Origin of the sequence: Nonomuraea sp. NPDC050643 (assembly GCF_040654715.1) — a bacterium.
GTDB lineage: Bacteria > Actinomycetota > Actinomycetes > Streptosporangiales > Streptosporangiaceae > Nonomuraea.
In genome coordinates, this window is record NZ_JBFAIM010000012.1 from 110,515 (window position 1) to 133,453 (window position 22,939).

The 22,939-nt window shown below is 68.8% G+C and carries 26 protein-coding genes; 22 read left to right on the plus strand and 4 right to left on the minus strand.

Features of this window, described 5'->3' with window-relative positions; all coding sequences use genetic code 11:
* The first annotated feature begins 13 nt into the window (after positions 1-13).
* The 5 genes from AB0I15_RS17880 (at position 14) to ccsA (ending at position 4,525) form a co-directional block, all read left to right on the plus strand.
* Positions 14-652, plus strand: a complete 639-nt coding sequence (locus tag AB0I15_RS17880; RefSeq protein ID WP_358096055.1) for a histidine phosphatase family protein — start codon at positions 14-16, stop codon at positions 650-652.
* 71 nt (positions 653-723) lie between these two features.
* Entirely contained in the window at positions 724-1,290 is a 567-nt protein-coding gene (locus AB0I15_RS17885; protein ID WP_358096058.1) for a TlpA disulfide reductase family protein, read from the plus strand.
* Entirely contained in the window at positions 1,283-2,005 is a 723-nt protein-coding gene (locus tag AB0I15_RS17890; protein WP_358096061.1) for a cytochrome c biogenesis protein CcdA, read from the plus strand. Before AB0I15_RS17885 ends, AB0I15_RS17890 begins: the two co-directional genes overlap by 8 nt.
* Positions 2,005-3,564 carry a cytochrome c biogenesis protein ResB gene (locus AB0I15_RS17895; RefSeq protein ID WP_358096064.1) on the plus strand — a complete coding sequence of 520 codons (1,560 nt, stop codon included), beginning with the start codon at positions 2,005-2,007 and terminating at the stop codon, positions 3,562-3,564. The genes AB0I15_RS17890 and AB0I15_RS17895 overlap by 1 nt, the downstream gene beginning before the upstream one ends.
* Entirely contained in the window at positions 3,554-4,525 is a 972-nt protein-coding gene (ccsA, locus tag AB0I15_RS17900; RefSeq protein ID WP_358096067.1) for a cytochrome c biogenesis protein CcsA, read from the plus strand. The genes AB0I15_RS17895 and ccsA overlap by 11 nt, the downstream gene beginning before the upstream one ends.
* A 78-nt stretch (positions 4,526-4,603) precedes the next feature.
* On the opposite strand, the gene AB0I15_RS17905 is transcribed toward ccsA, so the two are convergent.
* The gene (locus AB0I15_RS17905; RefSeq protein WP_358096069.1) at positions 4,604-4,891 is read right to left on the minus strand and encodes a PLD nuclease N-terminal domain-containing protein; all 288 of its coding nucleotides are present in this window, start codon (positions 4,889-4,891) and stop codon (positions 4,604-4,606) included.
* 283 nt (positions 4,892-5,174) lie between these two features.
* Between AB0I15_RS17905 and AB0I15_RS17910 the strand changes: the two genes are divergently transcribed.
* Complete coding sequence (locus tag AB0I15_RS17910) at positions 5,175-6,107, plus strand: hypothetical protein (RefSeq protein ID WP_358096072.1); 933 nt, start codon at positions 5,175-5,177, stop codon at positions 6,105-6,107.
* A 10-nt stretch (positions 6,108-6,117) separates the two neighbouring features.
* The gene (locus AB0I15_RS17915) at positions 6,118-6,360 is read left to right on the plus strand and encodes a hypothetical protein (RefSeq protein ID WP_358096074.1); all 243 of its coding nucleotides are present in this window, start codon (positions 6,118-6,120) and stop codon (positions 6,358-6,360) included.
* A gap of 194 nt (positions 6,361-6,554) precedes the next feature.
* On the opposite strand, the gene AB0I15_RS17920 is transcribed toward AB0I15_RS17915, so the two are convergent.
* Complete coding sequence (locus AB0I15_RS17920) at positions 6,555-6,776, minus strand: BldC family transcriptional regulator (protein WP_026214226.1); 222 nt, start codon at positions 6,774-6,776, stop codon at positions 6,555-6,557.
* A gap of 255 nt (positions 6,777-7,031) precedes the next feature.
* On the opposite strand from AB0I15_RS17920, the gene AB0I15_RS17925 reads away from it, so the two are divergent.
* The gene (locus tag AB0I15_RS17925; RefSeq protein ID WP_358096077.1) at positions 7,032-7,262 is read left to right on the plus strand and encodes a DUF4229 domain-containing protein; all 231 of its coding nucleotides are present in this window, start codon (positions 7,032-7,034) and stop codon (positions 7,260-7,262) included.
* Here the strand turns inward: AB0I15_RS17925 and AB0I15_RS17930 are convergent.
* The gene (locus tag AB0I15_RS17930; RefSeq protein WP_358096081.1) at positions 7,259-8,464 is read right to left on the minus strand and encodes a hypothetical protein; all 1,206 of its coding nucleotides are present in this window, start codon (positions 8,462-8,464) and stop codon (positions 7,259-7,261) included. The two genes, AB0I15_RS17925 and AB0I15_RS17930, sit on opposite strands and share 4 nt — an antisense overlap.
* Before the next feature lie 106 nt (positions 8,465-8,570).
* Between AB0I15_RS17930 and AB0I15_RS17935 the strand changes: the two genes are divergently transcribed.
* Positions 8,571-9,299, plus strand: a complete 729-nt coding sequence (locus AB0I15_RS17935) for a demethylmenaquinone methyltransferase (RefSeq protein ID WP_358096084.1) — start codon at positions 8,571-8,573, stop codon at positions 9,297-9,299.
* On the opposite strand, the gene AB0I15_RS17940 is transcribed toward AB0I15_RS17935, so the two are convergent.
* Positions 9,274-10,008, minus strand: a complete 735-nt coding sequence (locus AB0I15_RS17940; RefSeq protein ID WP_358096087.1) for a hypothetical protein — start codon at positions 10,006-10,008, stop codon at positions 9,274-9,276. The two genes, AB0I15_RS17935 and AB0I15_RS17940, sit on opposite strands and share 26 nt — an antisense overlap.
* 285 nt (positions 10,009-10,293) lie before the next feature.
* Here AB0I15_RS17940 and AB0I15_RS17945 point away from each other — a divergent pair, with 285 nt between their 5' ends.
* The 13 genes from AB0I15_RS17945 (at position 10,294) to nuoK (ending at position 22,919) form a co-directional block, all read left to right on the plus strand.
* The gene (locus AB0I15_RS17945; RefSeq protein ID WP_358096090.1) at positions 10,294-11,166 is read left to right on the plus strand and encodes a helix-turn-helix transcriptional regulator; all 873 of its coding nucleotides are present in this window, start codon (positions 10,294-10,296) and stop codon (positions 11,164-11,166) included.
* Positions 11,167-11,464: 298 nt separating this feature from the next.
* Complete coding sequence (locus tag AB0I15_RS17950) at positions 11,465-12,703, plus strand: geranylgeranyl reductase family protein (RefSeq protein ID WP_358096093.1); 1,239 nt, start codon at positions 11,465-11,467, stop codon at positions 12,701-12,703.
* Between the two features lie 64 nt (positions 12,704-12,767).
* Complete coding sequence (locus AB0I15_RS17955; RefSeq protein WP_080043646.1) at positions 12,768-13,163, plus strand: NADH-quinone oxidoreductase subunit A; 396 nt, start codon at positions 12,768-12,770, stop codon at positions 13,161-13,163.
* A gap of 2 nt (positions 13,164-13,165) precedes the next feature.
* Positions 13,166-13,717 carry an NADH-quinone oxidoreductase subunit B gene (locus tag AB0I15_RS17960; protein WP_132608802.1) on the plus strand — a complete coding sequence of 184 codons (552 nt, stop codon included), beginning with the start codon at positions 13,166-13,168 and terminating at the stop codon, positions 13,715-13,717.
* 95 nt (positions 13,718-13,812) lie between these two features.
* The gene (locus AB0I15_RS17965; protein ID WP_358096429.1) at positions 13,813-14,418 is read left to right on the plus strand and encodes an NADH-quinone oxidoreductase subunit C; all 606 of its coding nucleotides are present in this window, start codon (positions 13,813-13,815) and stop codon (positions 14,416-14,418) included.
* Positions 14,415-15,740, plus strand: coding sequence for an NADH-quinone oxidoreductase subunit D (locus AB0I15_RS17970; RefSeq protein ID WP_358096096.1), 1,326 nt, complete (start codon positions 14,415-14,417; stop codon positions 15,738-15,740). Before AB0I15_RS17965 ends, AB0I15_RS17970 begins: the two co-directional genes overlap by 4 nt.
* Positions 15,737-16,393 (plus strand): NADH-quinone oxidoreductase subunit NuoE, encoded by a 657-nt coding sequence (gene nuoE, locus AB0I15_RS17975; protein WP_358096099.1) that lies wholly within the window; start codon positions 15,737-15,739, stop codon positions 16,391-16,393. Before AB0I15_RS17970 ends, nuoE begins: the two co-directional genes overlap by 4 nt.
* Positions 16,390-17,679 (plus strand): NADH-quinone oxidoreductase subunit NuoF, encoded by a 1,290-nt coding sequence (gene nuoF / locus AB0I15_RS17980; protein WP_358096102.1) that lies wholly within the window; start codon positions 16,390-16,392, stop codon positions 17,677-17,679. Before nuoE ends, nuoF begins: the two co-directional genes overlap by 4 nt.
* A 17-nt stretch (positions 17,680-17,696) precedes the next feature.
* The gene (locus tag AB0I15_RS17985; RefSeq protein WP_358096105.1) at positions 17,697-20,051 is read left to right on the plus strand and encodes an NADH-quinone oxidoreductase subunit G; all 2,355 of its coding nucleotides are present in this window, start codon (positions 17,697-17,699) and stop codon (positions 20,049-20,051) included.
* The gene (gene nuoH / locus AB0I15_RS17990; RefSeq protein WP_358096108.1) at positions 20,048-21,349 is read left to right on the plus strand and encodes an NADH-quinone oxidoreductase subunit NuoH; all 1,302 of its coding nucleotides are present in this window, start codon (positions 20,048-20,050) and stop codon (positions 21,347-21,349) included. The genes AB0I15_RS17985 and nuoH overlap by 4 nt, the downstream gene beginning before the upstream one ends.
* The gene (gene nuoI / locus AB0I15_RS17995) at positions 21,336-21,851 is read left to right on the plus strand and encodes an NADH-quinone oxidoreductase subunit NuoI (RefSeq protein WP_358096111.1); all 516 of its coding nucleotides are present in this window, start codon (positions 21,336-21,338) and stop codon (positions 21,849-21,851) included. The genes nuoH and nuoI overlap by 14 nt, the downstream gene beginning before the upstream one ends.
* Positions 21,844-22,626, plus strand: a complete 783-nt coding sequence (locus AB0I15_RS18000) for an NADH-quinone oxidoreductase subunit J (protein WP_358096114.1) — start codon at positions 21,844-21,846, stop codon at positions 22,624-22,626. Before nuoI ends, AB0I15_RS18000 begins: the two co-directional genes overlap by 8 nt.
* Positions 22,623-22,919 carry an NADH-quinone oxidoreductase subunit NuoK gene (gene nuoK / locus AB0I15_RS18005; RefSeq protein WP_358096117.1) on the plus strand — a complete coding sequence of 99 codons (297 nt, stop codon included), beginning with the start codon at positions 22,623-22,625 and terminating at the stop codon, positions 22,917-22,919. Before AB0I15_RS18000 ends, nuoK begins: the two co-directional genes overlap by 4 nt.
* Positions 22,920-22,939 lie beyond the last annotated feature (20 nt).

Below are 22,939 nucleotides of genomic sequence, written 5' to 3' on the forward strand. Positions count from 1 at the left end.
GGCTGTGCGCACCATGGCTGAAACCACCGTCGTTCACCTTTTGCGCCACGGTGAGGTGCACAACCCCGGGGGCATCCTCTACGGCAGGCTGCCCGGTTTCCACCTGTCGGAGACCGGTCAGCTCATGGCCGAGACGGTCGCCAAGGCGATCGGCGGCCGTGACATCGCCGTGCTCTACAGCTCGCCGATGGAGCGCGCGGTCGAGACGGCCACACCGCTGGCCGACAAGCTCGGCCTCGAGATCGTCCAGGACGAGCGCCTGATCGAGGCGGGCAACCTCCTTGAGGGCCGCAGGCTGGGCCAGGGCATGGCGGTGCTGCGCAACCCGCGCAACTACCGCTATTTCTGGAACCCGCTGCGCCCGTCCTGGGGCGAGGCCTACCCGGCAATCGTGGCGCGCATGAAGTCGATGATCGACGAGGCCAGGGCGGCGGCCCGGGGGCACGAGACGGTCCTCGTCAGTCACCAGCTCCCGATCTGGGCGATCAGGTCGGCCGCCGAGGGCCGCAGGCTCTGGCACGACCCGCGGCGCAGGCAGTGCGCGCTGGCCAGCCTCACCACGCTGACGTTCGACGGCGATCGCCTGATCAGCATCGGCTACAGCGAGCCGGCGGGCTCACTGGACACGGGACCGTCCATCCCCGGGGCCTGATGTCCGGGCCATGGGGGCACCCCGGTAGAGTTGCAAGCTCTACCGGTTGTAGTACAAGGAGATCTTCCTCCGTGCGCGCCAAGTCCCTCTCCCTCATTCTCCTGGCCGTGCTGGCCGCGGGCTGCGCCGGCAACCAGGGCGGTCAGCCGCAGGCGGGTGACACCCGCTTCGTCGCGGGTGACGGGAAGTTGCAGGTGTTCGCCGCGAGCGAGCGCAAGCCCGCCCCCGCGATCGAAGGGCCGACCCTCGACGGCGCCACCGCCTCGCTGGCCGCGCACAAGGGCAAGGTCGTCGTGCTCAACTTCTGGGCCTCGTGGTGCGGCCCGTGCCGGGCCGAGGCGCCGGTGCTCAAGGAGGTCGCGGCCAAGACCAAGGCCAGCGGCGTGGAGTTCCTCGGCGTCGACTTCAAGGACCGCCAGGCCGACGCGAAGGCGTTCGAGCGGACCGAGCAGACCGGTTACCCCCACATCTTCGACCAGCCGGGCAAGGTGGCGCTGGCCTTCCAGGGCACGGTGCCGCCCGCGGCCATCCCGTCCACGCTGATCATCGACGCGCAGGGCAGGATCGCGGCCAGGGCGCTCGGCGCGGTCAAATACACCGACCTGATGAACGCGGTGACCAAGGTGCGCGATGAGTGACGTCGTCGCCTCGGGCTCGCTGCTGCTCGCGGTGCCGATCGCGGTGCTCGCCGGGGTGGTGTCGTTCCTGTCGCCGTGCGTGCTGCCGCTGGTGCCCGGCTACCTGTCCTACGTCACCGGCATGAGCGCCGACCCCAAACGGGGGCGGCTGGTGCTCGGGGCGCTGCTGTTCGTGGCCGGGTTCGCGGTCGTGTTCGTGCTCAGCGGGGCGCTGTTCGGCGGGCTCGGCGCGGCCATGCTGGGCAACGCCGAGATCATCACGCGGGTGCTCGGCGTGCTGACCATCCTGCTCGGGCTGGCCTTCCTGGGCCTGCTGCCCGGGCTGATGCGCGACGTGCGCATCCACCGGCTCCCGGCGGCGGGCCTGGCCGGCGCGCCGCTGCTCGGGGTGGTGTTCGGGCTGGGGTGGACGCCGTGCATCGGGCCCACGCTGGCCGTCGTGCTGACGCTCGGGCTCAACGAGGGCAGCGCCACCCGCGGCGCCCTCCTCGCCGTCGCGTACGCCCTGGGTCTCGGCCTGCCCTTCGTGGTGGCGGCGCTGGCGTACAGCAGGGCCCTGCGGACGTTCAGGGCCATCCGTAAGCACTCGCGCCTGATCACCAGGATCGGCGGCGGCATGATGGTGGCCGTCGGCGTGCTGCTGGTGAGCGGACTCTGGGGACAAATGATCGCGGCCATGCAGGGAATGATCGGCTCCTTCGAGCCGGTGATCTGATGAGCGTCCAGGAGTTGGAGAAGGAGCAGTCCCCCAACCGGGCCTCGTTCGGGCTGGTGGGCTGGCTGCGCTGGGGCTGGCGCACGCTCACCTCGATGAAGACGGCGCTGATCCTGCTGTTCCTGCTCGCGCTCGGCTCGGTGCCCGGCTCGCTGGTGCCGCAACGCGGCGTCGATCCCGACAAGGTCGCGCGGCTCTACGAGCAGAACCCGGCGCTGGCCGAGTGGTACGACAGGTTCCAGCTCTTCGAGGTGTTCACCTCGGCCTGGTTCGCGGCCGTCTACCTGCTGCTGTTCACCTCGCTGATCGGCTGCATCATCCCGCGCACCTCGGTCTACCTGCGTGAGCTGCGCCGCAAGCCGCCCGCCGCGCCGAAGAACCTGTCCCGCCTGCCCCACCACGCCTCGGTCGAGGGCGACCTCGACGTCGAGGAGGCCGCCCGGCGGCTGCGCGGGCGGCGCTTCCGCGTCGTGACCGGCGACGGCTGGGTGGCTGCGGAGAAGGGCTATCTGCGCGAGACCGGCAACCTGGTCTTCCACGTCGCGCTGATCGGCATCCTGCTCGCGATCGGCGCCGGCTCCCTGTTCGGCTACCGGGGCAACGTCCTGGTGGTCGAGGGCGACGGGTTCGCCAACACCGTGGCCGCCTACGACCGGTTCATGCCGGGCAACCAGGTGTCGGCCGAGTCGCTGGAGCCGTTCTCCTTCCAGCTCTCCGAGTTCAAGGTCGCCTACCAGGTCGCCGGCGACAAGCGGGGGCAGGCGCTCGACTACTCGGCCTACCTCAAGGTCAACGACTCGCCGCAGGCGCCCGCCCGCGACTACGTGCTCAAGGTCAACGAGCCACTCGAGATCGACGGCACGCAGACCTACCTGATCGGCAACGGCTACGCGCCCGTGTTCCGGGTCACCGACGGCAAGGGGCAGGTCGCCTTCGAGGGGGCCGTGCCCTGCCTGATCGAGGAGAAGGGCACGATGACCTCCGGGTGCGTGCTCAAGGCGCCCGACGCGCAGCCGGAGCAGCTCGGGTTCCTGCTGCGGTTCCTGCCCACCAGCGTGCCGCTGACCGACGGCACCCACGCCTCCGCCTTCCCCGGCGAGCTCAACCCCGAGGTGCAACTCCTGGGCGCCTTCTCCGGCGACCTGGGCGTACGCTCCGGCAAACCCCAGTCGGTCTACGAGCTGGCCGAGCCGGAGGTCATGAAGAAGCTCAAGCCGCTGGTGATGGGCTCCGCGGTGCCCAAGCCGCTGGCCGTGGGGCAGTCGGTGGACCTGCCCGGGGGAGTGGGCAAGCTCGAGTTCACCGGGGTCAAGGAGTGGATCACGCTCCAGACGGCCTACGACCCTGGGCGCGTTCCCGCCCTGATCGCCGGGGGCCTGGCGGTCGTCGCCATCGCGGCCTCGCTCATGATCCGCCGTCGCCGGGTGTTCGTGCGGATCACCGAGGGCAGGGCCGAGGTGGGCGGTCTGACCCGTACAGAGGGCTCCGCGGCGGGCTTCACCGAGGAGTTCGCCGACATCGTGAAGGTTCTATCAGCAGGAGCAAAGGATGTCCGCTGAGCAACTCGCCGAGCTAAGCGACCTGTTCGTCGTCGCCGCCGTCCTGCTCTATGTCGTCGCCATGGTCGGGTTCGCGATCGAACTCGCCTTCGGCAGGGCCCGTTCCGACAAGGCCGCCGCGGCGGTCGGCGCCAAACAGCCGGTCACGGTCGGCGCGTCCGGCGCCGCGACGGAAGCCGGCGAACCGGCGGCCGACGCGCCGGTGACCGATGCCCCTGCGGGGAAGGGGCCGTCGCGCGGAGCCGTCCGGGCGGGGACGGCGGCTCTCGTGCTGGCCTGGCTCGGCTGGGCCGCCAACTTCGGCGCCATCCTCACGCGCGGCCTGTCCGTGGACCGGTGGCCCTGGGGCAACATGTACGAGTTCGTGGTGGCGATCTGCTTCGCCGCCGTGACCGCGTTCCTCGCCACCCAGCTCCGCCACAACGTCCGCTTCCTCGGCGCCTTCGTCATGGTCACCGCCGCGCTCGGCCTCGGCCTGGCCGTCAAGGTGTTCTACACGGCCGCCGGGCCGGTCGTGCCCGCGCTCGACTCCTACTGGATCGCCATCCACGTCAGCGCCGCCATCGTCGCCAGCGGCCTGCTGACGCTGGCGGGGGTCGCGGGCGTCCTCTACCTGCTGCGCGGCGACGGGGTGTCCCGCCTGCCGGCGCGCGCCGACCTTGAGCGGGTGGCCCACCGGGCGATCGTCTTCGCCTTCCCGCTGTGGACGTTCGCCGTCATCGCCGGCGCGCTCTGGGCGGACCGCGCCTGGGGCCGCTACTGGGGCTGGGACCCCAAGGAGGTCTGGTCGTTCATCACCTGGGTGGCCTACGCCGCCTACCTGCACGCCAAGGCGACGGCGGGCTGGCGGGGCAGGAACGCGACGATCGTGCAGCTCGTCGCGTTCGGCTGCCTGCTGTTCAACCTGATCGGCGTCAACATCTTCATCGACGGCCTGCACAGCTACGCCGACGTCGACTAGCCGCGCACAGCGCGTTCTCGCCGCAGGAGTCGCAGGAGAACCGGTGGTCCCCTTTCTCAAGGGGACCTCGGGGTCAGGTCAGTCGTCGCCGCGCATGCGGCGATCGAGGTCACGAAGGAAGTCGGGGTCGTCGTCCGGCCCCTTCGGCATGCCCGGACCCGGGGGAACGGGCCACGGCGTGCGCGGCGCCCGTGGACGGCCGCGCGCCATCCACACCAAGCCGCCAAGAATCGGGATCAATACGACGATCAGGATCCAGAGGGCTTTTGGTACGTTCCTAACCTCATCTTCGGGCGAAGTGACCACGTCGAACAGTGAGAAGAACCAGAAGGCCAGCAGCGCCAGGCCGATCAGAACACCTGCCATGCCCGAACTGTAAGCCATCCGCGACGTGATCGTGCTTCCCGATGTCCCATTTCGGGTGACTAGGGGAAGATCCGCGTCGTACGGTGGAACCCGATGGGGCGGTGTCCACGGGGCTCCTCGGGCGTTGAGAGGTGCGATGGCCTTCACCGGTGACAAGGGCCGTCATAGGCGCGGCCGCTGGTGGCGGCGCGGTTCCTACCTCTTCTCGCGCCGTAGGGAGGCGCCTCCCAACGCCGACCGCTCGTTCTGGTCCTACGCTCGCGAGAAGCATCAGGAGGCCCGCTTGGCCGCAAGGGGACGCAACGGGGCCGATCGGCGCAATCGGATGGGCACCGGCGAGCTGAGCGGCGCAGGCGGAGGGGGCGGCAGCGGTGGCGGTGGCGGCGGCCGGGAACGCATCTCCTGGCCGGGCGGTGGGCAACCCGAGCGCGTGGTGTGGCCGGTCCAGGACACCGAACGCCGGGAGGCGAGCTGGGACGGCTTCGCCCTACGCGAACGCGGCGAACGCCTGCCCGCCGCCGTCGTCGAAGAGCGCCCCCGCTACACCTGGTACGACTTCGAGCTTGACGACCAGCCCCCCAGGGCCCAGCCCAACCGCCCCGAGGCGCCCTCGCTGGGCGACGGCCTGCGCCACTGCGGAAGGCTGGAGCGCATCCTGCACCGCCAGTGGGACGTCAGACTGGGCCCGCCGCCCATCGACGTCGTACGCGCCGTGGAGAGCCTGGCCCGGCTGCCCGAGCGGCTGAAGGAGAAGCTCGCGACCGGCCTCGAAGGCATCTACGTCGGCCCCGGCGGCGTCCCCGACCTCGACGACATGAGTTACTTACGCGGCGCCCCGTTGCCGTCGGGGCGCGCGACCTGGGACATCTGCGCCGGCGCGTACGGCGACCGCAAGATCGTGGTGGGCGACCGTCCCTCTCCCACGCCGGACGTGATGATGCACGAGGTCGGTCACGCGATCGACGACGTCGACTCGGCGTACGGCGACTGGGTCTCGGATTCGCCCGAGTTCGTCCGGCTCTATGACACGGCCCTGCCGCTGCTGGCCTCGACCTTCCACCGTCAGGGAGGAGGGCTCGGCCGCAAGGAGTTCTTCGCCGACGCCTTCGCCGCCATCGCCTCTCGTCAGCGCCCCGCCCTCGTCGACATGCTCGGGGGTGACACGAGGATGGCGCTCGACATCATGCTGTTCTTCAACAGGCGCTACGGAATCTAGGTGATCGGCCATGTACGTCATCCGGCTCGCGGACGGGACGTTGCGCGTACCGCAGAGCCTGACCAGCGCGGACGGGCACCTGATCGGCAACGCGTACGTGGAGGTACAGCCCGGTGACCCCGACTACGACCAGTGGCTGCCGGAGTCGCTGACCGAAGAGGAGGCGGACTCGCGCCGCCGGCGCTGGGAAGAGGAGAACGACGATCTCGAACGCGAGTTCCTGGCCTTCAAGGCGGAGCAGGAGGACGCCTGATCAGGCGAACGGACAGGCGCCAGCCACGGTCGGCGGATGGCGCCGCCCTGTGCTTGCCGTACGGAAGTGTGGCCGGAAGCACGCGAACAGTGGGTTCCGCCCGACGGTGATCCTGGCATAGGTGCAGAGGGTGCCACCTGCGGCGGACCGCTGTTACTCGGCCCACCGTGCCGGATCACCGGCTAGACGGAACGTCAGACGCGCGGGGACTCACCTGCTGGCCTGTCGGCCGTAAGAACGTCCTCGCCTCGGAGAAGGGCGTGAACTTCCGACTCGCGGAAGCGCCGGTGCCCTCCGGGGGTGCGGATACTGCTGATGCGGCCTGCCGCAGCCCAGCGCGTAACCGTCTTTGGGTCTACCCGGAAGAGGGCGGCAACCTCTCCTGGGGTCAGCAGACGCTCGCTGCTACTCTCCACCAATCTCTCCCCCTCGCATCCCGCTTCCTGCCAGCGGGCGGACAGGTAACAAGTGTGTCGAGCGAAGCCTGATTTATCCGTGGTTTTCGACAAAGATCACGGGTTGTTATCAGCTGACTGCCCGATTGTTATATGATAGAGCCTCTTTGGGGCTCTCGTGGGTGTTTCTTTACGAAACTCCCTAACTGGAACAGTAGCAGCGCCCGCGTCCGATGCGAAGAGCGACCGCAGGGCAGGTCCGAGTAACCTCGACCTGTGCGTACCGTTCTCGTTTACACCGCGTCGCGGATCGGCCTGTTTGTTGTGACCCTGGGTGTGCTGTACCTGATCGGCCCCCTGCTCGGCCTGACAAACCCGCTGGCGCTGATCCTGGTTTCTTTCTTGATCAGCGGCATTGCGAGCTACGTCCTGCTGTCCAGGCAGCGCGACGCGTTGAGCACGCGTATCAGCGACAGGGTCGACCGGCCGAAGCCGCAAGGCGACTAGGGCAGGGGGAACATGCCAATCCGGGCATGGTACTCCCGTCCGAGTCTCGTTGTGTCGCTACCGACAAGTAGTCCTCTGCTATGCGTGTAAAACGCCTTCACGCCGATGCCGCGCTCCCGCCCGGGATTCCAACTCAGCGCCTTTCCGGTACGCGGATGAATGGCGCCGATCCCCGGCCGTGACACCGCTCCCGGGCCCCGCGAGTCCCGCCCCTGCGGATTGTCCAGCCAGCGCTGATGCCCGCCGACGTACACCGCCGAGCCGGTCACCGCCACCGCGTAGAGCGAATCGCCCCCTGTGGCGTTGACCCAGGTCGGCCTGATGGCGGAGCCTCGCGCGTAGGTCTCGTACCGGGCGGCGGTGTCGCACATCCCGCCCTTGGGGCCGCCGGTGGTGACGACCACGAAATACTTTCCGTCCGGTGAGAAATCGAGGCCGCGGACGTATGAGGGGAACGCGCTCGCGCAGCGGCGCGCGTACGCCTCGGTGCGCCAGGGGGCGACTTTCGCCGTGGCGCCGCTGACGTCGATCAGCCCGAGCTGGGGCCGGGAATGGCCGTCGAGCGTGGTGAACGAGCCGTCCACCGCCAGCCGGCCGCCCGAGACGGCCAGCGCGTAGACCTTCACCTGTGAGGTCAGCGGCCCGTCCGGGATGATGGCGAACGCCGGGTCGGGCGCGCCCGTGGCCGCGTCGAGCCTGGCCAGCGCGGTGCGCGGGCTGCTGAAGTCGCCCCCCACATAGAGCTTGGCGCCCTGCCTGACCAGCGAGGTCACCATCCCGCCGCCGATGCGCGGCGCGAAGCCGGGCACGAGCGAGCCGTCGGCCAGGCTGAGCCGGGCCAGCGCCCTGGAGCGCCCGTGGTCGACACCGTGGAACTCGCCTCCCACGTAGACGGTGCCGCCCTCGCCCGCGGCCAGGCCGTACACCGGGCCCGAGACGCTCGGCGCGAAGTGCGGCAGCACGCGGCCGGTGGCCAGGTCGTAGGCGAAGAGGTTGTCGCGCGGGTAGGTGGTGGCGCGGGCGGCGTCGCTCACCTCACTGAACGAGCCGCCGACGATGACGGTGCCGCCGACGACGGCGATGGCGTTGACGATGCCGTCGAGCACATGAGGGGTGCTGTCGATCGGGTCGGCCGACACGACGCTCGAATGCGCGACGGGAGCCGAGGCGATGATCGCCGCAAGGGCGACACGGGCAAGCATTCGCCAAGTTCTAGCAGACGTTCGGTAGTCTCGCGGCTACTTTCCGTTGATTGTCCCGATAGCCCCTCTCAGAGAGATTGGGGCGTCGTCCCCATAGGCTGTGCGTATGACGCGCGCTCAATTGGACAAACAGCCGGGCGAGGTCGCCGCGATGTTCGATCGCACGGCCCGGCGCTACGACCTGGTCAATGACGTGATCTCCCTCGGGCAGGTCAGGCTGTGGCGCAAGGCGGTGGCCGCCGCCGTCGACGCGGGGCCCGGTGAGATCGTCCTCGATCTGGGAGCCGGCACCGGCACGTCCACCGACGCGTTCACCACGCTGGGCGCGCGGGCCATCGCCTCCGACTTCTCGTTCGGCATGCTGAGCACCGGCGTACGGCGCCACGGTGGCAACGCGCTGTCGGGGCCGGGGGTGCCGTTCATCGCGGGTGACGCGCTGCGGCTGCCGTTCGCCGACGGGGTGTTCGACGCGGTGACGATCTCGGTCGCGCTGCGCAACGTGCACGACACCTCTCAGGCGCTGCGGGAGATGCTGCGGGTCACCAAGCCGGGCGGGCGTCTGGTGGTCCTGGAGTTCTCGCACGTGACGGTCGGCGCGTTCGACCGGGTCTACCGCGAATACCTGATGCGGCTGCTGCCGAAGATGGCCAGGGTGTTCGGGTCCAACGACGACTCCTACGAATACCTGGCCGAGTCGATCAGAGACTGGCCCGACCAGCCGACGCTGGCCCGGACGATCCAGGGCGCCGGCTGGGAACGGGTGGCCTGGCGCAATCTCACGATGGGGATCGTCGCCATGCACCGAGGGTTCAAGCCCGCTTCAGCTCGATCGTGAGCAGATGGGCCCAGCGGGGGTGGCGGGAGAAGGTCACCTCCTTGGTGAAGCAGGCCACCCGGATCTCGGGGATGTAGTCCTCGAACAGTTCCGGGCTCATGCCCGACCTGCACCAGATCAGCAGCGCCGTGCCGTCCGGCGTCGACCGCATGCGGACGATGAGGGGCAGGCGTCCCTCGGGGGTGCGCATCGACGTACGCAGGCAGAGCCCCTGGAAGCGGTGGCGTAGCGCCACGCGTCCGGCCGCCCTGCGTACGGGTGGGATCGTGCCGCCGGCGAGCACCGCCCCCGCGAGCAGTGCCGCCGCCACCGGCCCGAGCCACTGGAACAGCGGGACGGCGACCATCGGAACGGCGACGGCCAGGGCGATCTCGGTCCTCCATCGCCAGACCAGGCCCGTGGTGGCGACGAGGTCGTGTGCCCTGGCTATCTTCGGGTGCTTCCTGGGGAATCCGTCCCCGGGGCTGAACTTGCGCGGAGGCGGTTCGCTGACCGGCTCGTCCTGGGGCGGCGACTCCAGGATCTCCTTCTTGCGCGCCTCGAACCTGGGGTCGTGGTAGCGTCGCCCGCCCCAGCCGGACCTGTCGATCTCCCAGCCTTGCTCCCTCGCGTAGTCGTTGGGCCTGCGCCAGAACCAGCGATTGGCGGCGATGGTCAATCGCGACCATCCGCCCCTGCGATCTCCGCTGTCACCTGTAGCGTCGGTCATGTCCGCGGCTCCAAATTCCGCTCTTCGGTCAGAGTCGGGGTGCTACGCGGTATGGGCGGATGGGGTCCCACCATCCGCCCGCACGCGTCTGGCGAAAACCTCGTTTCCATCTGGCCCGCTTTCCTGCCTGCGGGCTACCCTCAGGGTGTGCCGCAGGGCGGCCCCGTGCAATTCCCGCCGAGAATACGCCGGGGACTCCTTGTGAAACACAAATCATCCTTCCCGGCGACGATTGCGTGCGCGCCACCACGGGCATATAAGGCGGAATGTCCGAGAGGAGCCTGAGTGATCGGGGAGATCAATCCGATACTCCGCCGCCGGAAACTCGCCACTGAGCTGCGGCGGCTTCGCGAAGACCGAGGGCTCAACGGCGTGCAGGTGTCGCAGGCGCTGCACTGGTCGACGTCGAAGCTCTCCCGCCTCGAGACCGGACAGGTCGCCCCCTCCGCCAAGGACGTGGCCCGGCTGCTCAAGCATTACGCCGCCGCCGACGACGAGGCCGGCCTGCTGCTGGAGCTGGCCGCCAACCACGTCGCCAAGGGCTGGTGGGAGTCCTACTCCGACGTCCTGACCGAGGTCTCGCTGGAGTACATCGGCCTCGAGGACGGCGCCCGGGCGGTCAAGGCCTGGAACAACAACGTGCTGCCGGGGCTGCTGCAGACCCGCGCGTACGCCAACGAGCTGGCCCGGCTCTACCGCGCGGTGGAGCTGGCCACACCCAGGACGATCGAACGCAGGACCCGGGCCCGCATGCGCCGCCAGCAACTGCTGACGGGCGACCGGCTGACCTACACCGCGGTGGTGGAGGAGGCGGCCCTGCGCCGCCGGTTCGGTGAGGCCGACACGGCGATGATGCGCGAGCAGTTACGCCATCTGCTGAAACTTTCGGACCTGCCGAATATCACCATTCACGTCATGCTGCTGGAGCAGGCGCATCCGATCGACTTATCGAGTTTCGTGCATCTGCAGTTTCCCGCGATGCCGCTGCTCGGCCCGATTTCCGGTGACGTGGTCTACACGGAGGATTATCCGGCGCTGGAGTTGATCGAGGCCGAAGATCGGGTCTATCGATATTCGGTGTTATTCGATCTCCTGCGGGAGGCCGCGCTCGACGAAGAAGCATCTCGAGATCGCATCGCCTCGCTGGCAGGACTCTGAGCGCCTGGGGCCCTGCTGCTAGCGTGACGATCATGACGCTGCGGCCACAGGCGACACACCGTCCTCTTCGATCACAGAACAGCACCCCGACTGCCACTATGTACAGGAAAAGCAGTAGACTGCGGGCCGACAAGTTTGTGAAGGGGTTCACAAAGGAACGAAGGCGCGACACCCCGAGGCCTTCGAGCGTGTAGGACAGGACGAGTCCAGTGACCGTGCCAACAGCCGCCCGCCAAGCGCAGGAGCTCGACGCGAGAAAGCGACGTAGGTGCCGACGAGTGGCGAAGCGGGCGCGACCATGAGCACACATGACGCCGACGTCATCGTCGTCGGCGCCGGTCCCGCCGGTTCCGCGACCGCCTGGTACCTCGCCCAGTCCGGGCTCGACGTGCTGCTCCTGGAGAAGACCAGGTTCCCCCGCGAGAAGGTCTGCGGCGACGGCCTGACCCCGCGTGCGGTCAAGCAGCTCCAGAACATGAGCGTCGACATCGACGCCCCGGGCTGGATCAGGAACAAGGGTCTGCGCGTCGTCGGTGGCGGCCTGCGGTTCGAGCTCGACTGGCCGCAGCTCGAGCGCTTTCCCGACTTCGGGCTCGTACGCACCCGCCAGGACTTCGACCAGATCCTCGCCGCCAACGCCGTCAAGAACGGCGTACGCCTCATGGAGGGCGTCACCGTCACCGGTCCCGTCCTCGACGACCGCAGCGGGCACATCGTCGGCGTGACGACCAAGGGCGGCGACGAATACCGCGGCCGCCTGGTCGTGGCCGCCGACGGCAACAGCACCCGCCTGGCCCTGGGCATGGGCCTGCACAAGCGCGAAGACCGCCCGATGGGTGTGGCCGTGCGGACATACTTCGAAAGCCCCCGCCACGACGACGACTACCTCGAGACCTGGCTGGAGCTCTGGGACGGCGACACGCTGCTGCCCGGCTACGGCTGGGTGTTCGGCGTCGGCGACGGGACCTCCAACGTGGGCCTCGGGCTGCTCAACACCAGCGCCCAGTTCGGCAACATCGACTACCGCGACCTGCTGCGCCGCTGGTGCCGCGCGATGCCGCCCGAGTGGGGCTTCACCGAGGAGAACATGACGGGCCCGATCCGTGGCGCCGCGCTCCCCATGGCCTTCAACAGGCAGCCGCACTACACGCGGGGCCTGATGCTCGTGGGCGACTCCGGCGGCTCGATCAACCCCTTCAACGGCGAGGGCATCGCCTACGCCATGGAAACCGGCGAAATCGCCGCCGAGATCATCGCCAAGGCCCTCAAGGACACCACTCCCGCGCAGCGCGAGCGGATCCTGCGGACCTATCCTCAAGTACTGAAGGACGCCTACGGCGGATACTTCACGCTCGGGAGACTGTTCGTCGAGGCGATCGGGAAGCCGGGAGTGATGAGCTTCGGGACCAGGCACGGGCTGCCTCACCCTAGGCTGATGCGCTTCGCGCTCAAACTCCTTGGTAATCTCACCGACCGGCGAGGCGATGCGTCAGACATGATCATCAACGCACTCTCAAAGGTCGCCCCACCAGCATGAATCTCAGAACTCACAGATCCGGCTGCGCGCCCGCGCGCGCGGCGACTCCAGAGGAGGCGTAGCGATGGACCTTTACGTGCCCATCCTGGTGCTCGCCGTTCTCGCGGGGGGCTTCGCGATCTTCTCGGTCGCCATCGCTCCCTTCACCGGTCCCAAGCGCTGGAACCGCGCGAAGCTTGACGCCTACGAATGCGGCATCGAGCCGACGCCCCAGCCTGTCGGTGGTGGACGGTTCCCGCTCAAATACATGATCACGGCGATGCTCTTCATCGTCTTCGACATCGAGATCATCTTCCTTTACCCGTGGGCCGTCTCGTTCGCGCCGCAGACGGACGACCTCGGCCGCGTGCTCTCCTCGGGCCTCGGCCTGTTCGCGCTCGTCGAGATGCTGCTGTTCATCGTCACCGTGCTCGTCGCCTACGCGTACGTGTGGCGCCGCAAGGGTCTGGACTGGGACTGAAAATGGGACTTGAAGAGAAACTCCCCAGCGGGTTCATCCTCAGCACGGTCGAAGCGGCCGCCGGATGGGCGCGTAAGAACTCCGTATGGCCGGCCACGTTCGGCCTCGCGTGTTGCGCCATCGAGCTGATGGCCACCGGTGGCCCCCACTACGACCTGGCGCGCTTCGGTATGGAGCGCGCTTCGGCGTCTCCTCGCCAGGCCGACCTGATGATCGTGGCCGGCCGCGTGTCGCAGAAGATGGCTCCCGTCCTGCGGCAGATCTACGACCAGATGGCCGAGCCCAAGTGGGTCATCTCCATGGGCGTGTGCGCCTCCAGCGGCGGCATGTTCAACAACTACGCGATCGTGCAGGGCGTCGACCACGTCGTACCCGTCGACATCTACCTGCCCGGCTGCCCGCCGCGGCCCGAGATGCTGATCGACGCGATCGTGAAGCTGCACGACAAGATCCAGAACATGAAGTTCGGCGCTCACCGTGCCAAGCAGATCGAGGAGCTCGAACTGCAGGCGCTGCGCACGCTGCCGCTGATCGACCAGGGGGCCGCGAAGTGACCTCGCCCGACAACCTCCCCGGGAGCCCGGACAGCGGAGCGGCCCCCGAGGCCGCGGTCCCCGCGGTGCCCGAGGCGCCCGTCGCCCGGCGCGGCATGTTCGGGGCCCAGGACTCCGGTGACACCTCCGGCTACGGCGGCCTCGTCGTACGCCGGGCGCCGCAGCTCTCGACGCCCCGCCCGTACGGCGGCTACTTCGACGAGCTCGTCGACGCCCTCGGCCTCGACGACGCCGTCGAGCGCGTGGTCGTGGACCGCGGCGAGCTGACCCTGCACGTCAGGCGCGAGCGCCTGGTCGAGGTCTGCCAGAAGCTGCGCGACGACCCCGCCCTGCGCTTCGAGCTCTCGCTCGGCGTGTCCGGCGTGCACTATCCGCACCTGGCGGGTGAGGAGCTGCACGCGGTCATCCACCTGTGCTCGATCACCCACAACCGGCGTGTGCGCGTCGAGGCCAGCGCACCCGACGCCGACCCGCACATTCCATCAACCGTGGGCGTTTACCCTGGTCACGACTGGCATGAGCGGGAGACGTACGACTTCTTCGGCATCATCTTCGACGGCCACCCCGGCCTCACGCGGATCATGATGCCGGACGACTGGGACGGTCACCCGCAGCGCAAGGACTACCCCCTTGGCGGCATCCCGGTCGAATATCGCGGCGCCACCATCCCCGCGCCGGACCAGAGGAGGAGCTACTCATGAGCACCGCCTATGACGAGGCGACCGAAGGCAAGGTCTACTCGGTCTCCGGCGCCGACTGGGACGAGGTCGTCACCGGCGTACGCGACTCCGAGGACGAGCGCCTGGTCGTCAACATGGGCCCGCAGCACCCGTCCACCCACGGCGTGCTCCGGCTGGTCCTGACCCTCGACGGTGAGACGGTGACCGAGGCGCGCGGCGTCATCGGCTATCTGCACACCGGCATCGAGAAGAACATGGAATATCGGACGTGGACCCAGGGGACCACGTTCGTGACCCGCATGGACTATCTCTCGCCGATCTTCAACGAGACGGCCTACTGCCTCGGTGTGGAGAAGCTGCTCGGCGTCGAGGACCGCATCCCCGACCGGGCCCAGGCCATCCGCGTGATGATGATGGAGCTCAACCGCATCGCCTCGCACCTGGTCGCGATGGGCACGTTCGGCATGGAGCTGGGCGCGACCACGCCGTTCCTCTTCGGGTACCGCGATCGTGAAATGATCATGGACCTGTTCGAGTACATCACCGGCCTGCGCATGAACCACGCCTACATCAGGCCGGGCGGCGTGAGCGTCGACCTGCCCGCGGGCGCGGTCGACAAGGTCGGCGAGTTCCTCAAGGAGATGCCCAAGCGGATCAAGGACATCCGCAAGCTCCTCGACGAGAACCCCGTCTATGTGCGCCGCACGAAGGACGTGGCCTACCTCGACCTGACCGGCTGCATGGCGCTCGGTGTCACCGGGCCGCTCCTGCGCGCCGCCGGCCTCCCGTGGGACCTGCGCAAGTCGCAGCCCTACTGCGGTTACGAGACCTACGAGTTCGACGTCGCCACCGAGCGCGGCTGCGACGTCTACTCGCGCTACCTCGTCCGCATGAAGGAGATGGAGGAGTCCCTCAAGATCGTCGAGCAGGCGCTCGACCGCATCGCCGGCCCGCTCAAGGGCGACCCGGTGATGATCGAGGACAAGAAGATCGGCTGGCCCGCGCAGCTCGCGCTCGGCCCCGACGGGTTCGGCAACTCGCCCGACCACATCGCCCACATCATGGGCTCCTCGATGGAGGCCCTCATCCACCATTTCAAGCTGGTGACCGAGGGCTTCAGGGTGCCGGCCGGGCAGGCGTACGCGAGCATCGAGTCGCCCAAGGGCGAGCTCGGCGCCCACGTGGTCAGCGACGGCGGCACCCGGCCCTACCGCGTGCACTTCCGCGAGCCGTCCTTCTGCAACCTGCAGAGCTTCCCCGCGATGGCGGAGGGCGGCCAGGTCGCCGACGTGATCGCCGCGGTGGCTTCTATCGACCCCGTCATGGGAGGTGTGGACCGGTGACATACTCACCGGAAATCCGTGAGCGTCTCGAGCGGGACGCCAAGGAGATCATCGGGCGTTATCCGAAGACGCGGTCGGCGCTGCTGCCGCTGCTCCACCTCGTGCAGTCCGAAGACGGCTACGTCTCCGACGACGGGCAGGAGCTCTGCGCGGAGCTGCTCGGCCTCAGCAAGGCCGAGGTCACGGGCGTGGCCACCTTCTACACCATGTACAAGCGCAGGCCCGCGGGCGACTTCCACGTCGGCGTGTGCATCAACGCGCTGTGCGCGGTCATGGGCGGCGACGAGATCTGGGACGAGCTGTCGGAGCACGTCGGCGTCGGTCACGAGGAGGCGACCCCGGACGGCAAGATCTCGCTGGAGCGCCTGGAGTGCAACGCGGCCTGCGACTTCGCCCCCGTGATGATGGTCAACTGGGAGTTCTTCGACAACCAGACCCCCGAGTCGGCCAAGCAGCTCGTCGACGACCTGCGTGACGGCAAGGACGTGCGGCCCACGCGCGGCCCGAAGAAGCTGTGCACCTTCAAGGAGGCCTCGCGCGTGCTCGCCGGCCTGCCCGACGACCTCGCGGGCGACGGCCCGTCGGCCGCCGGCCCCTCGCTGGAGGGCCTGAAGGTCGCCAAGGCCAAGGGATGGAAGGCACCGGAGGCATGAGCACGACTTTGACACCGGTCCTGACCGCGAACTGGGACCAGCCCAACTCCTTCACGCTCGACGTGTACGGCGAGTATGAGGCGGCCAAGAAGGCGCTGGGCATGGACCCCGACGCCGTCATCCAGGCCGTCAAGGACTCGGGCCTGCGCGGCCGCGGCGGCGCCGGCTTCCCGACCGGCATGAAGTGGGGCTTCATCCCGCAGGGCGACGGCAAGCCGCACTATCTCGTCGTCAACGCCGACGAGTCGGAGCCGGGGACCTGCAAGGACATCCCGCTGATGATGGCCAACCCGCACTCGCTGGTCGAGGGCGTCATCATCACGGCCTATGCGATCCGGGCCAACCACGCCTTCATCTACGTGCGCGGCGAGGTGCTGCACGTCATCCGGCGGCTGCACGCGGCCGTGCGGGAGGCGTACGAGAAGGGTTACCTCGGCACCGACGTCTTCGGCTCCGGCTACGACCTCGAACTGGTCGTGCACAGCGGCGCCGGCGCGTACATCTGCGGCGAGGAGACGGCGCTGCTGGACTCGCTGGAAGGCTTCAGAGGTCAACCGCGGCTCAAGCCCCCGTTCCCGGCCGTGGCGGGTCTCTACGCCTCGCCTACTGTCGTGAACAACGTGGAGTCGATCGCGAGTGTTCCCTCGATCATCGCGAACGGCGCCGAGTGGTTCGCCGGGATGGGCACCGAGAAGTCCAAGGGCTTCGGCATCTTCTCCCTGAGCGGCCACGTCACCAGGCCCGGCCAGTACGAGGCCCCGCTCGGCATCACGCTGCGCGAGCTGCTCGACATGGCGGGCGGCATCCGCGAGGGGCACCGGATCAAGTTCTGGACCCCGGGCGGCTCCTCCACGCCGATCTTCACCGACGAGCACCTCGACGTGCCGCTCGACTTCGAGGCGGTCGGCGCCAAGGGGTCCATGCTCGGCACCCGGGCACTGCAGATCTTCGACGAGACCACCTGCGTGGTCCGCACGGTGCTGCGGTGGACGGAGTTCTACGCCCACGAGTCCTGCGGCAAGTGCACGCCCTGCCGCGAGGGCACGTACTGGCTCAAGCAGGTGCTCAAGCGCCTGGAGAAGGGCCAGGGGACGGAAGAGGACCTGTCCACGATCACCGACATCGCGGACAACATCCTGGGCCGTTCGTTCTGCGCCCTGGGCGACGGCGCGACGAGCCCCATCCACTCCTCGGTGAAGTACTTCCGGGAGGAGTACCTCAAGCACTTCGAGATCGGCGGCTGTCCGTTCGACCCGAAGAAGTCCACTCTCTGGGGTGAGCAGTGACAGTCGTAGAGACAGAAGTGAACCTGGTGACCCTGTCGATCGACGGGTTCCAGGTCAGTGTCCCCAAGGGCACGCTGATCATCAGGGCCGCCGAGCTGCTGGGCATCCAGATCCCCAGGTTCTGCGACCACCCGCTGCTCGACCCGGCGGCCAACTGCCGCCAGTGCCTGGTCGACATCCCCGACGCGGGCAACGGCCGCGGCTTCCCCAAGCCGCAGCCGTCGTGCGCGATCGAGGTCGCCGAGGGCATGGTCGTGCAGACCCAGCTCACCTCGCCGGTCGCCGAGAAGGCGCAGCGCGGGGCCATGGAGCTGCTGCTGATGAACCACCCGCTGGACTGCCCGGTCTGCGACAAGGGCGGCGAGTGCCCCCTGCAGAACCAGGCCATGTCCAACGGGCAGGGTGAGTCCAGGTTCCAGGAGCAGAAGCGGACCTTCCCCAAGCCGCTGCCGCTGTCCACGCAGGTGCTGCTCGACCGTGAGCGCTGCGTCCAGTGCGCGCGCTGCATCCGCTTCTCCGACCAGATCGCCGGCGACCCGCTCATCGAGTTCTTCGAGCGCGGGGCCAAGGAGCAGGTGCGTACGGCCGAGGGCAAGCCGTTCAACTCCTACTTCTCCGGCAACACGGTGCAGATCTGCCCGGTCGGCGCGCTCACCGGCGCCGCCTACCGGTTCCGGGCCCGCCCGTTCGACCTGGTCTCCACGCCGAGCTCGTGCGAGCACTGCGCGGGCGGCTGCGCCCTGCGCACCGACCACCGGCGCGGCCGGGTCACCCGCCGCCTGGCGGGCAACGACCCGCAGGTGAACGAGGAGTGGAACTGCGACAAGGGCCGCTGGGCGTTCGCCTACGCCACGCAGCCCGACCGCCTCAAGCAGCCGCTGGTCCGCAACGAGGAGGGCGTGCTCGTGCCCGCCTCGTGGCCGGAGGCGCTGATGGTGGCCGCCGAGGGCCTGGCCAGGGCCCGCGGCAAGGCCGGCGTGCTGGTCGGCGGCCGGGTCACGGTCGAGGACGCCTACGCCTACGCCAAGTTCGCCCGGATCGCGCTCGGCACCAACGACGTCGACTTCCGCGCCAGGCCGCACTCCGCCGAGGAGGCGCAGTTCCTGGCCCACTCGGTGGCCGGCAAGGGCATCGACATCAGCTACACCGACCTCGAGAACGCCCCGCACGTGCTGCTCGTCGGGTTCGAGCCCGAGGAGGAGTCGCCGATCGTCTTCCTGCGCCTGCGCAAGGCGTGGATGAAGAAGGGCCTCAAGGTCAGCGCGATCGCGCCGCTCGCCTCCGCCGGGCTGGCCAAGATGGGCGGCACGCTCATCCGCACCGCCCCCGGAGCCGAGGCCGACGCGATCGGCGACCTGGTCGGCACGCTGGCCGCGGGCACGATCGTGCTGGCCGGCGAGCGGCTGGCCACCGTGCCCGGTGCGCTGTCCGCCCTCGTACGCCTGGCCGCCGCCTCCGACGCCCGGATCGCCTGGATCCCGCGCCGGGCCGGTGAGCGGGGCGCCGTCGAGGCCGGCGCGCTGCCCAACCTGCTGCCGATCGGCCGCCCGGTCGACGACGAGAGCGCCAGGGCCGAGGTCGCCAGGGTCTGGAACGTGGGCTCGCTGCCCGCCGCCCCGGGCCGCGACACCGCCGGCATCCTCGCCGCCGCCCGCGACGGCGAGCTGGAAGCGCTGGTCGTGGCCGGCGTTGACCCCTACGACCTGCTCGACCCGGCGGCGGCGCTCGACGCGCTCGAGCACACGCCGTTCATCGTCAGCCTGGAGATCCGCGCCAGCGCCGTCACCGACCGCGCCGACGTGGTCCTGCCCGTCGCCTCCGTCCAGGAGAAGGGCGGCACGTTCGTCAACTGGGAGGGCCGGGGCCGCTCCTTCGAGGCGCCGCTCAAGGTGCCCGGCCTGCTCCCGGACCTGGCGGTGATCGGCAACCTGGCCGACCGCATGGACGTCCACCTGGGCCTGCCGGACGCCAAGGCCGCCCGGCGCGAGCTGTCCAGCCTGGGCTCCTGGCGCGGCAGCCGCGTCAACGCGCCGAACGCCCTGACCCGCACCCAGGAGGTGCCGGAGCCGGGCCAGGCGCTGCTGGCCACCTGGCACCTGCTGCTCGACGAGGGCAGGCTGCAGGACGGCGAGCCGTACCTCGCGGGCACCGCCCGCGCCGCCGAAGCCCTGGTCTCCGAGAGCACCGCGGCCGAGCTGGGCGTGGCCGACGGCGACAAGCTCGTCGTCGGTGACGCCGTCACGCTGCCGGTGCGTGTCGCCGACCTGCCCGACCGCGTGGTCTGGCTGCCGGCGAACTCCGGCGGCTGCTCGGTCACGCGTGACCTGCGCGCGGTGGCCGGCGACATCGTCACCATCGGGAGCGCTTCATGACCCTCGTTCTCGCGGCCGATCCCACCCTCGCCGACTTCGGCAAGGACCCGCTGTGGATCACCATCATCAAGGCCGTGATGCTCTTCGCCTTCCTGATGCTGGGCATCCTGTTCGGCGTCTGGTTCGAGCGCAAGCTGATCTCGCGGATGCAGCACCGCTACGGCCCCAACCGGGCCGGCAAGTTCGGTCTGCTGCAGTCCGTGGCCGACGGCATCAAGATGGGCCTGAAGGAGGACCTCTTCCCGCGGACCGTGGACAAGGTGCTCTACCTGCTGGCGCCCGTGATCATGGTCGTGCCCGCGTTCCTGGCCTTCTCGATCGTGCCGTTCGCGCCGATGGTCAACCTTTTCGGCGTGCAGACGCCGCTGCAGCTCGTGGACCTGCCGGTGGCGGTGCTGTTCATGCTGGCCATGGGCGCCGTGTCGGTCTACGGCGTGGTGCTGGCCGGATGGTCGTCGCGCTCGCCGTACGCGCTGCTCGGTGGTCTGCGGTCGGCGGCGCAGGTGGTCTCGTACGAGATCGCCATGGGTCTGTCGTTCGTGGCCATCTTCCTGTTCGCCGGGACGCTGTCCACCTCGGAGATCGTCAAGGCGCAGGAGCAGACCTGGTTCGCCGTGCTGCTGATCCCGTCGTTCCTGATCTACGTGATCTGCATGTTCGGCGAGGCCGCCCGCATCCCGTTCGACCTGCCCGAGGGCGAGGGCGAGCTGGTCGGCGGCTTCCAGACCGAATACTCCTCGTCGCTGAAGTTCGCCCTGATCATGATGGGCGAATACCTGCACACCTTCACCGCTACGGGCATCGCCGTGACGCTGTTCCTCGGCGGCTGGCGGGCTCCATGGCCGATCTCGGAGTGGGACGGCGCCAACGTCGGCTGGATGCCGGTGCTGTGGTTCTTCATCAAGTTCGTCCTGTGCTTCGCCTTCATCATCTGGGTGCGGGCCTCACTGCCGCGCGTGCGCTACGACCAGCTCATGTCGCTCGGCTGGAAGGTGCTCATCCCGGTCAACCTGGCCTGGATCCTGCTCGTCGCCGCCGTGCGCAACATCGTGGTCAACGAGGGCAACAGGACGCTCGGTATCGGGCTCGGCGTGCTCATCGTGATCGGCGCGCTGGCCATCTGGATGCGGTTCGACACTGTCAACCAGCGCCGCAAGGAGGCCAGGAAGGCACAGGTGGAGGCCGAGTTCGAGGAACTGTCCGAAGAGCCGACGGCCGGCGGGTTCCCTGTGCCGCCGCTCGACCTGCCGCACTACCACGGGGTGCAGCACAAGGAGATTCCCAGTGGGACTAACTGATTGGCTGAACCCCGTCAAGGGCTTCGGGGTCACCTTCCACACGATGTTCAAGAAGCCCGTCACGACGAACTACCCGGAGGAGAAGAAGCCGACGGCTCCTCGCTTCCACGGGCGTCACCAGCTCAACCGCTGGCCTGACGGGCTGGAGAAGTGCGTCGGGTGCGAGCTGTGCGCCTGGGCGTGTCCGGCCGACGCGATCTACGTCGAGGGCGCGGACAACACCGACGAGGGGCGTTTCTCGCCGGGCGAGCGTTACGGGCGCACGTACCAGATCAACTATCTGCGGTGCATCCTGTGCGGCCTGTGCATCGAGGCCTGCCCGACCCGGGCGCTCACCATGACGAACGAGTACGAGCTCGCCGACACCAACCGCGAGAGCCTGATCTACACCAAGGAGATGCTCCTCGCCCCCCTGACCCAGGGCATGGAGCAGCCGCCGCACCCCATGCGGCTCGGTGAGACCGAAGAGGACTACTACCGGCTGGGGCGGACCAATGGGTGAGACCATCACGTTCTGGGTGCTCGCCGTCGTCTCCGTCGGCGCGGCGCTCGGCATGGTCTTCAACCGCAAGGCCGTGTACTCCGCGCTGATGCTCGGCACCGTGATGCTCTGCCTGGCCGTCCTGTACGCCGTGCAGGACGCGCCCTTCCTGGCCGCGGTGCAGATCATCGTCTACACCGGCGCGATCATGATGCTGTTCCTGTTCGTGCTCATGCTCGTCGGCGTCGACTCCTCCGACTCCTTCGTCGAGACGCTCAAGGGCCAGCGCTTCTGGGCCATCATCGCGGGTCTCGGCTTCCTGGCGCTGATCGTCCTGGCCGTCGGCAACGCGGTCTTCGGGAGCCAGACAGGGCTCGCGCAGGCCACGGCGCAGGGCGGCTACATCCGCTCGATCGCGCTCCTGCTGTTCACCAAGTACGTGTTCGCGTTCGAGATCACCTCGGCGCTGCTGATCACCGCCGCGCTGGGCGCGATGGTGCTGGCGCACCGCGAGAAGCTCACCGACAAGGTCACGCAGAAGGACCTGTCCCGCGCCCGGTTCCTCGGCGACCACCCGTCGCCGCTGCCGGGCCCCGGCACGTACGCCAGGAGCAACGCCATCGACATGCCGGCGCTGCTGCCCGACGGGTCGGTCGCGGAGTCCTCGGTCAACCGCTACATCGCGCGCTACGACGTCGAGCACGGCCACCTGCCCGAGGACCCCAAGCTCGCCGACGCCATCAAGCACAGGGCTGAGGCGGACGAAGAGAGCACCCCCAACGAGGTGACGAAATGACCACGCACTACCTCGTACTGTCGGGCCTGCTGTTCGCCATCGGCGCGATCGGAGTGCTCATCAGACGTAACGCGATCGTGGTGTTCATGTGCGTGGAGCTCATGCTCAACGCCTGCAACCTCGCGTTCGTCACCTTCTCCAGGCAGGTCGGCAACCTGGAGGGCCAGATCATCGCGTTCTTCGTGATGGTGGTGGCCGCGGCCGAGGTCGTCGTCGGCCTGGCCATCATCGTGACGATCTTCCGAACCCGCAGGTCCGCGTCGGTAGACGACGCCAACCTGCTGAAGTACTAAGAGGTGACTGGTGGAATCTC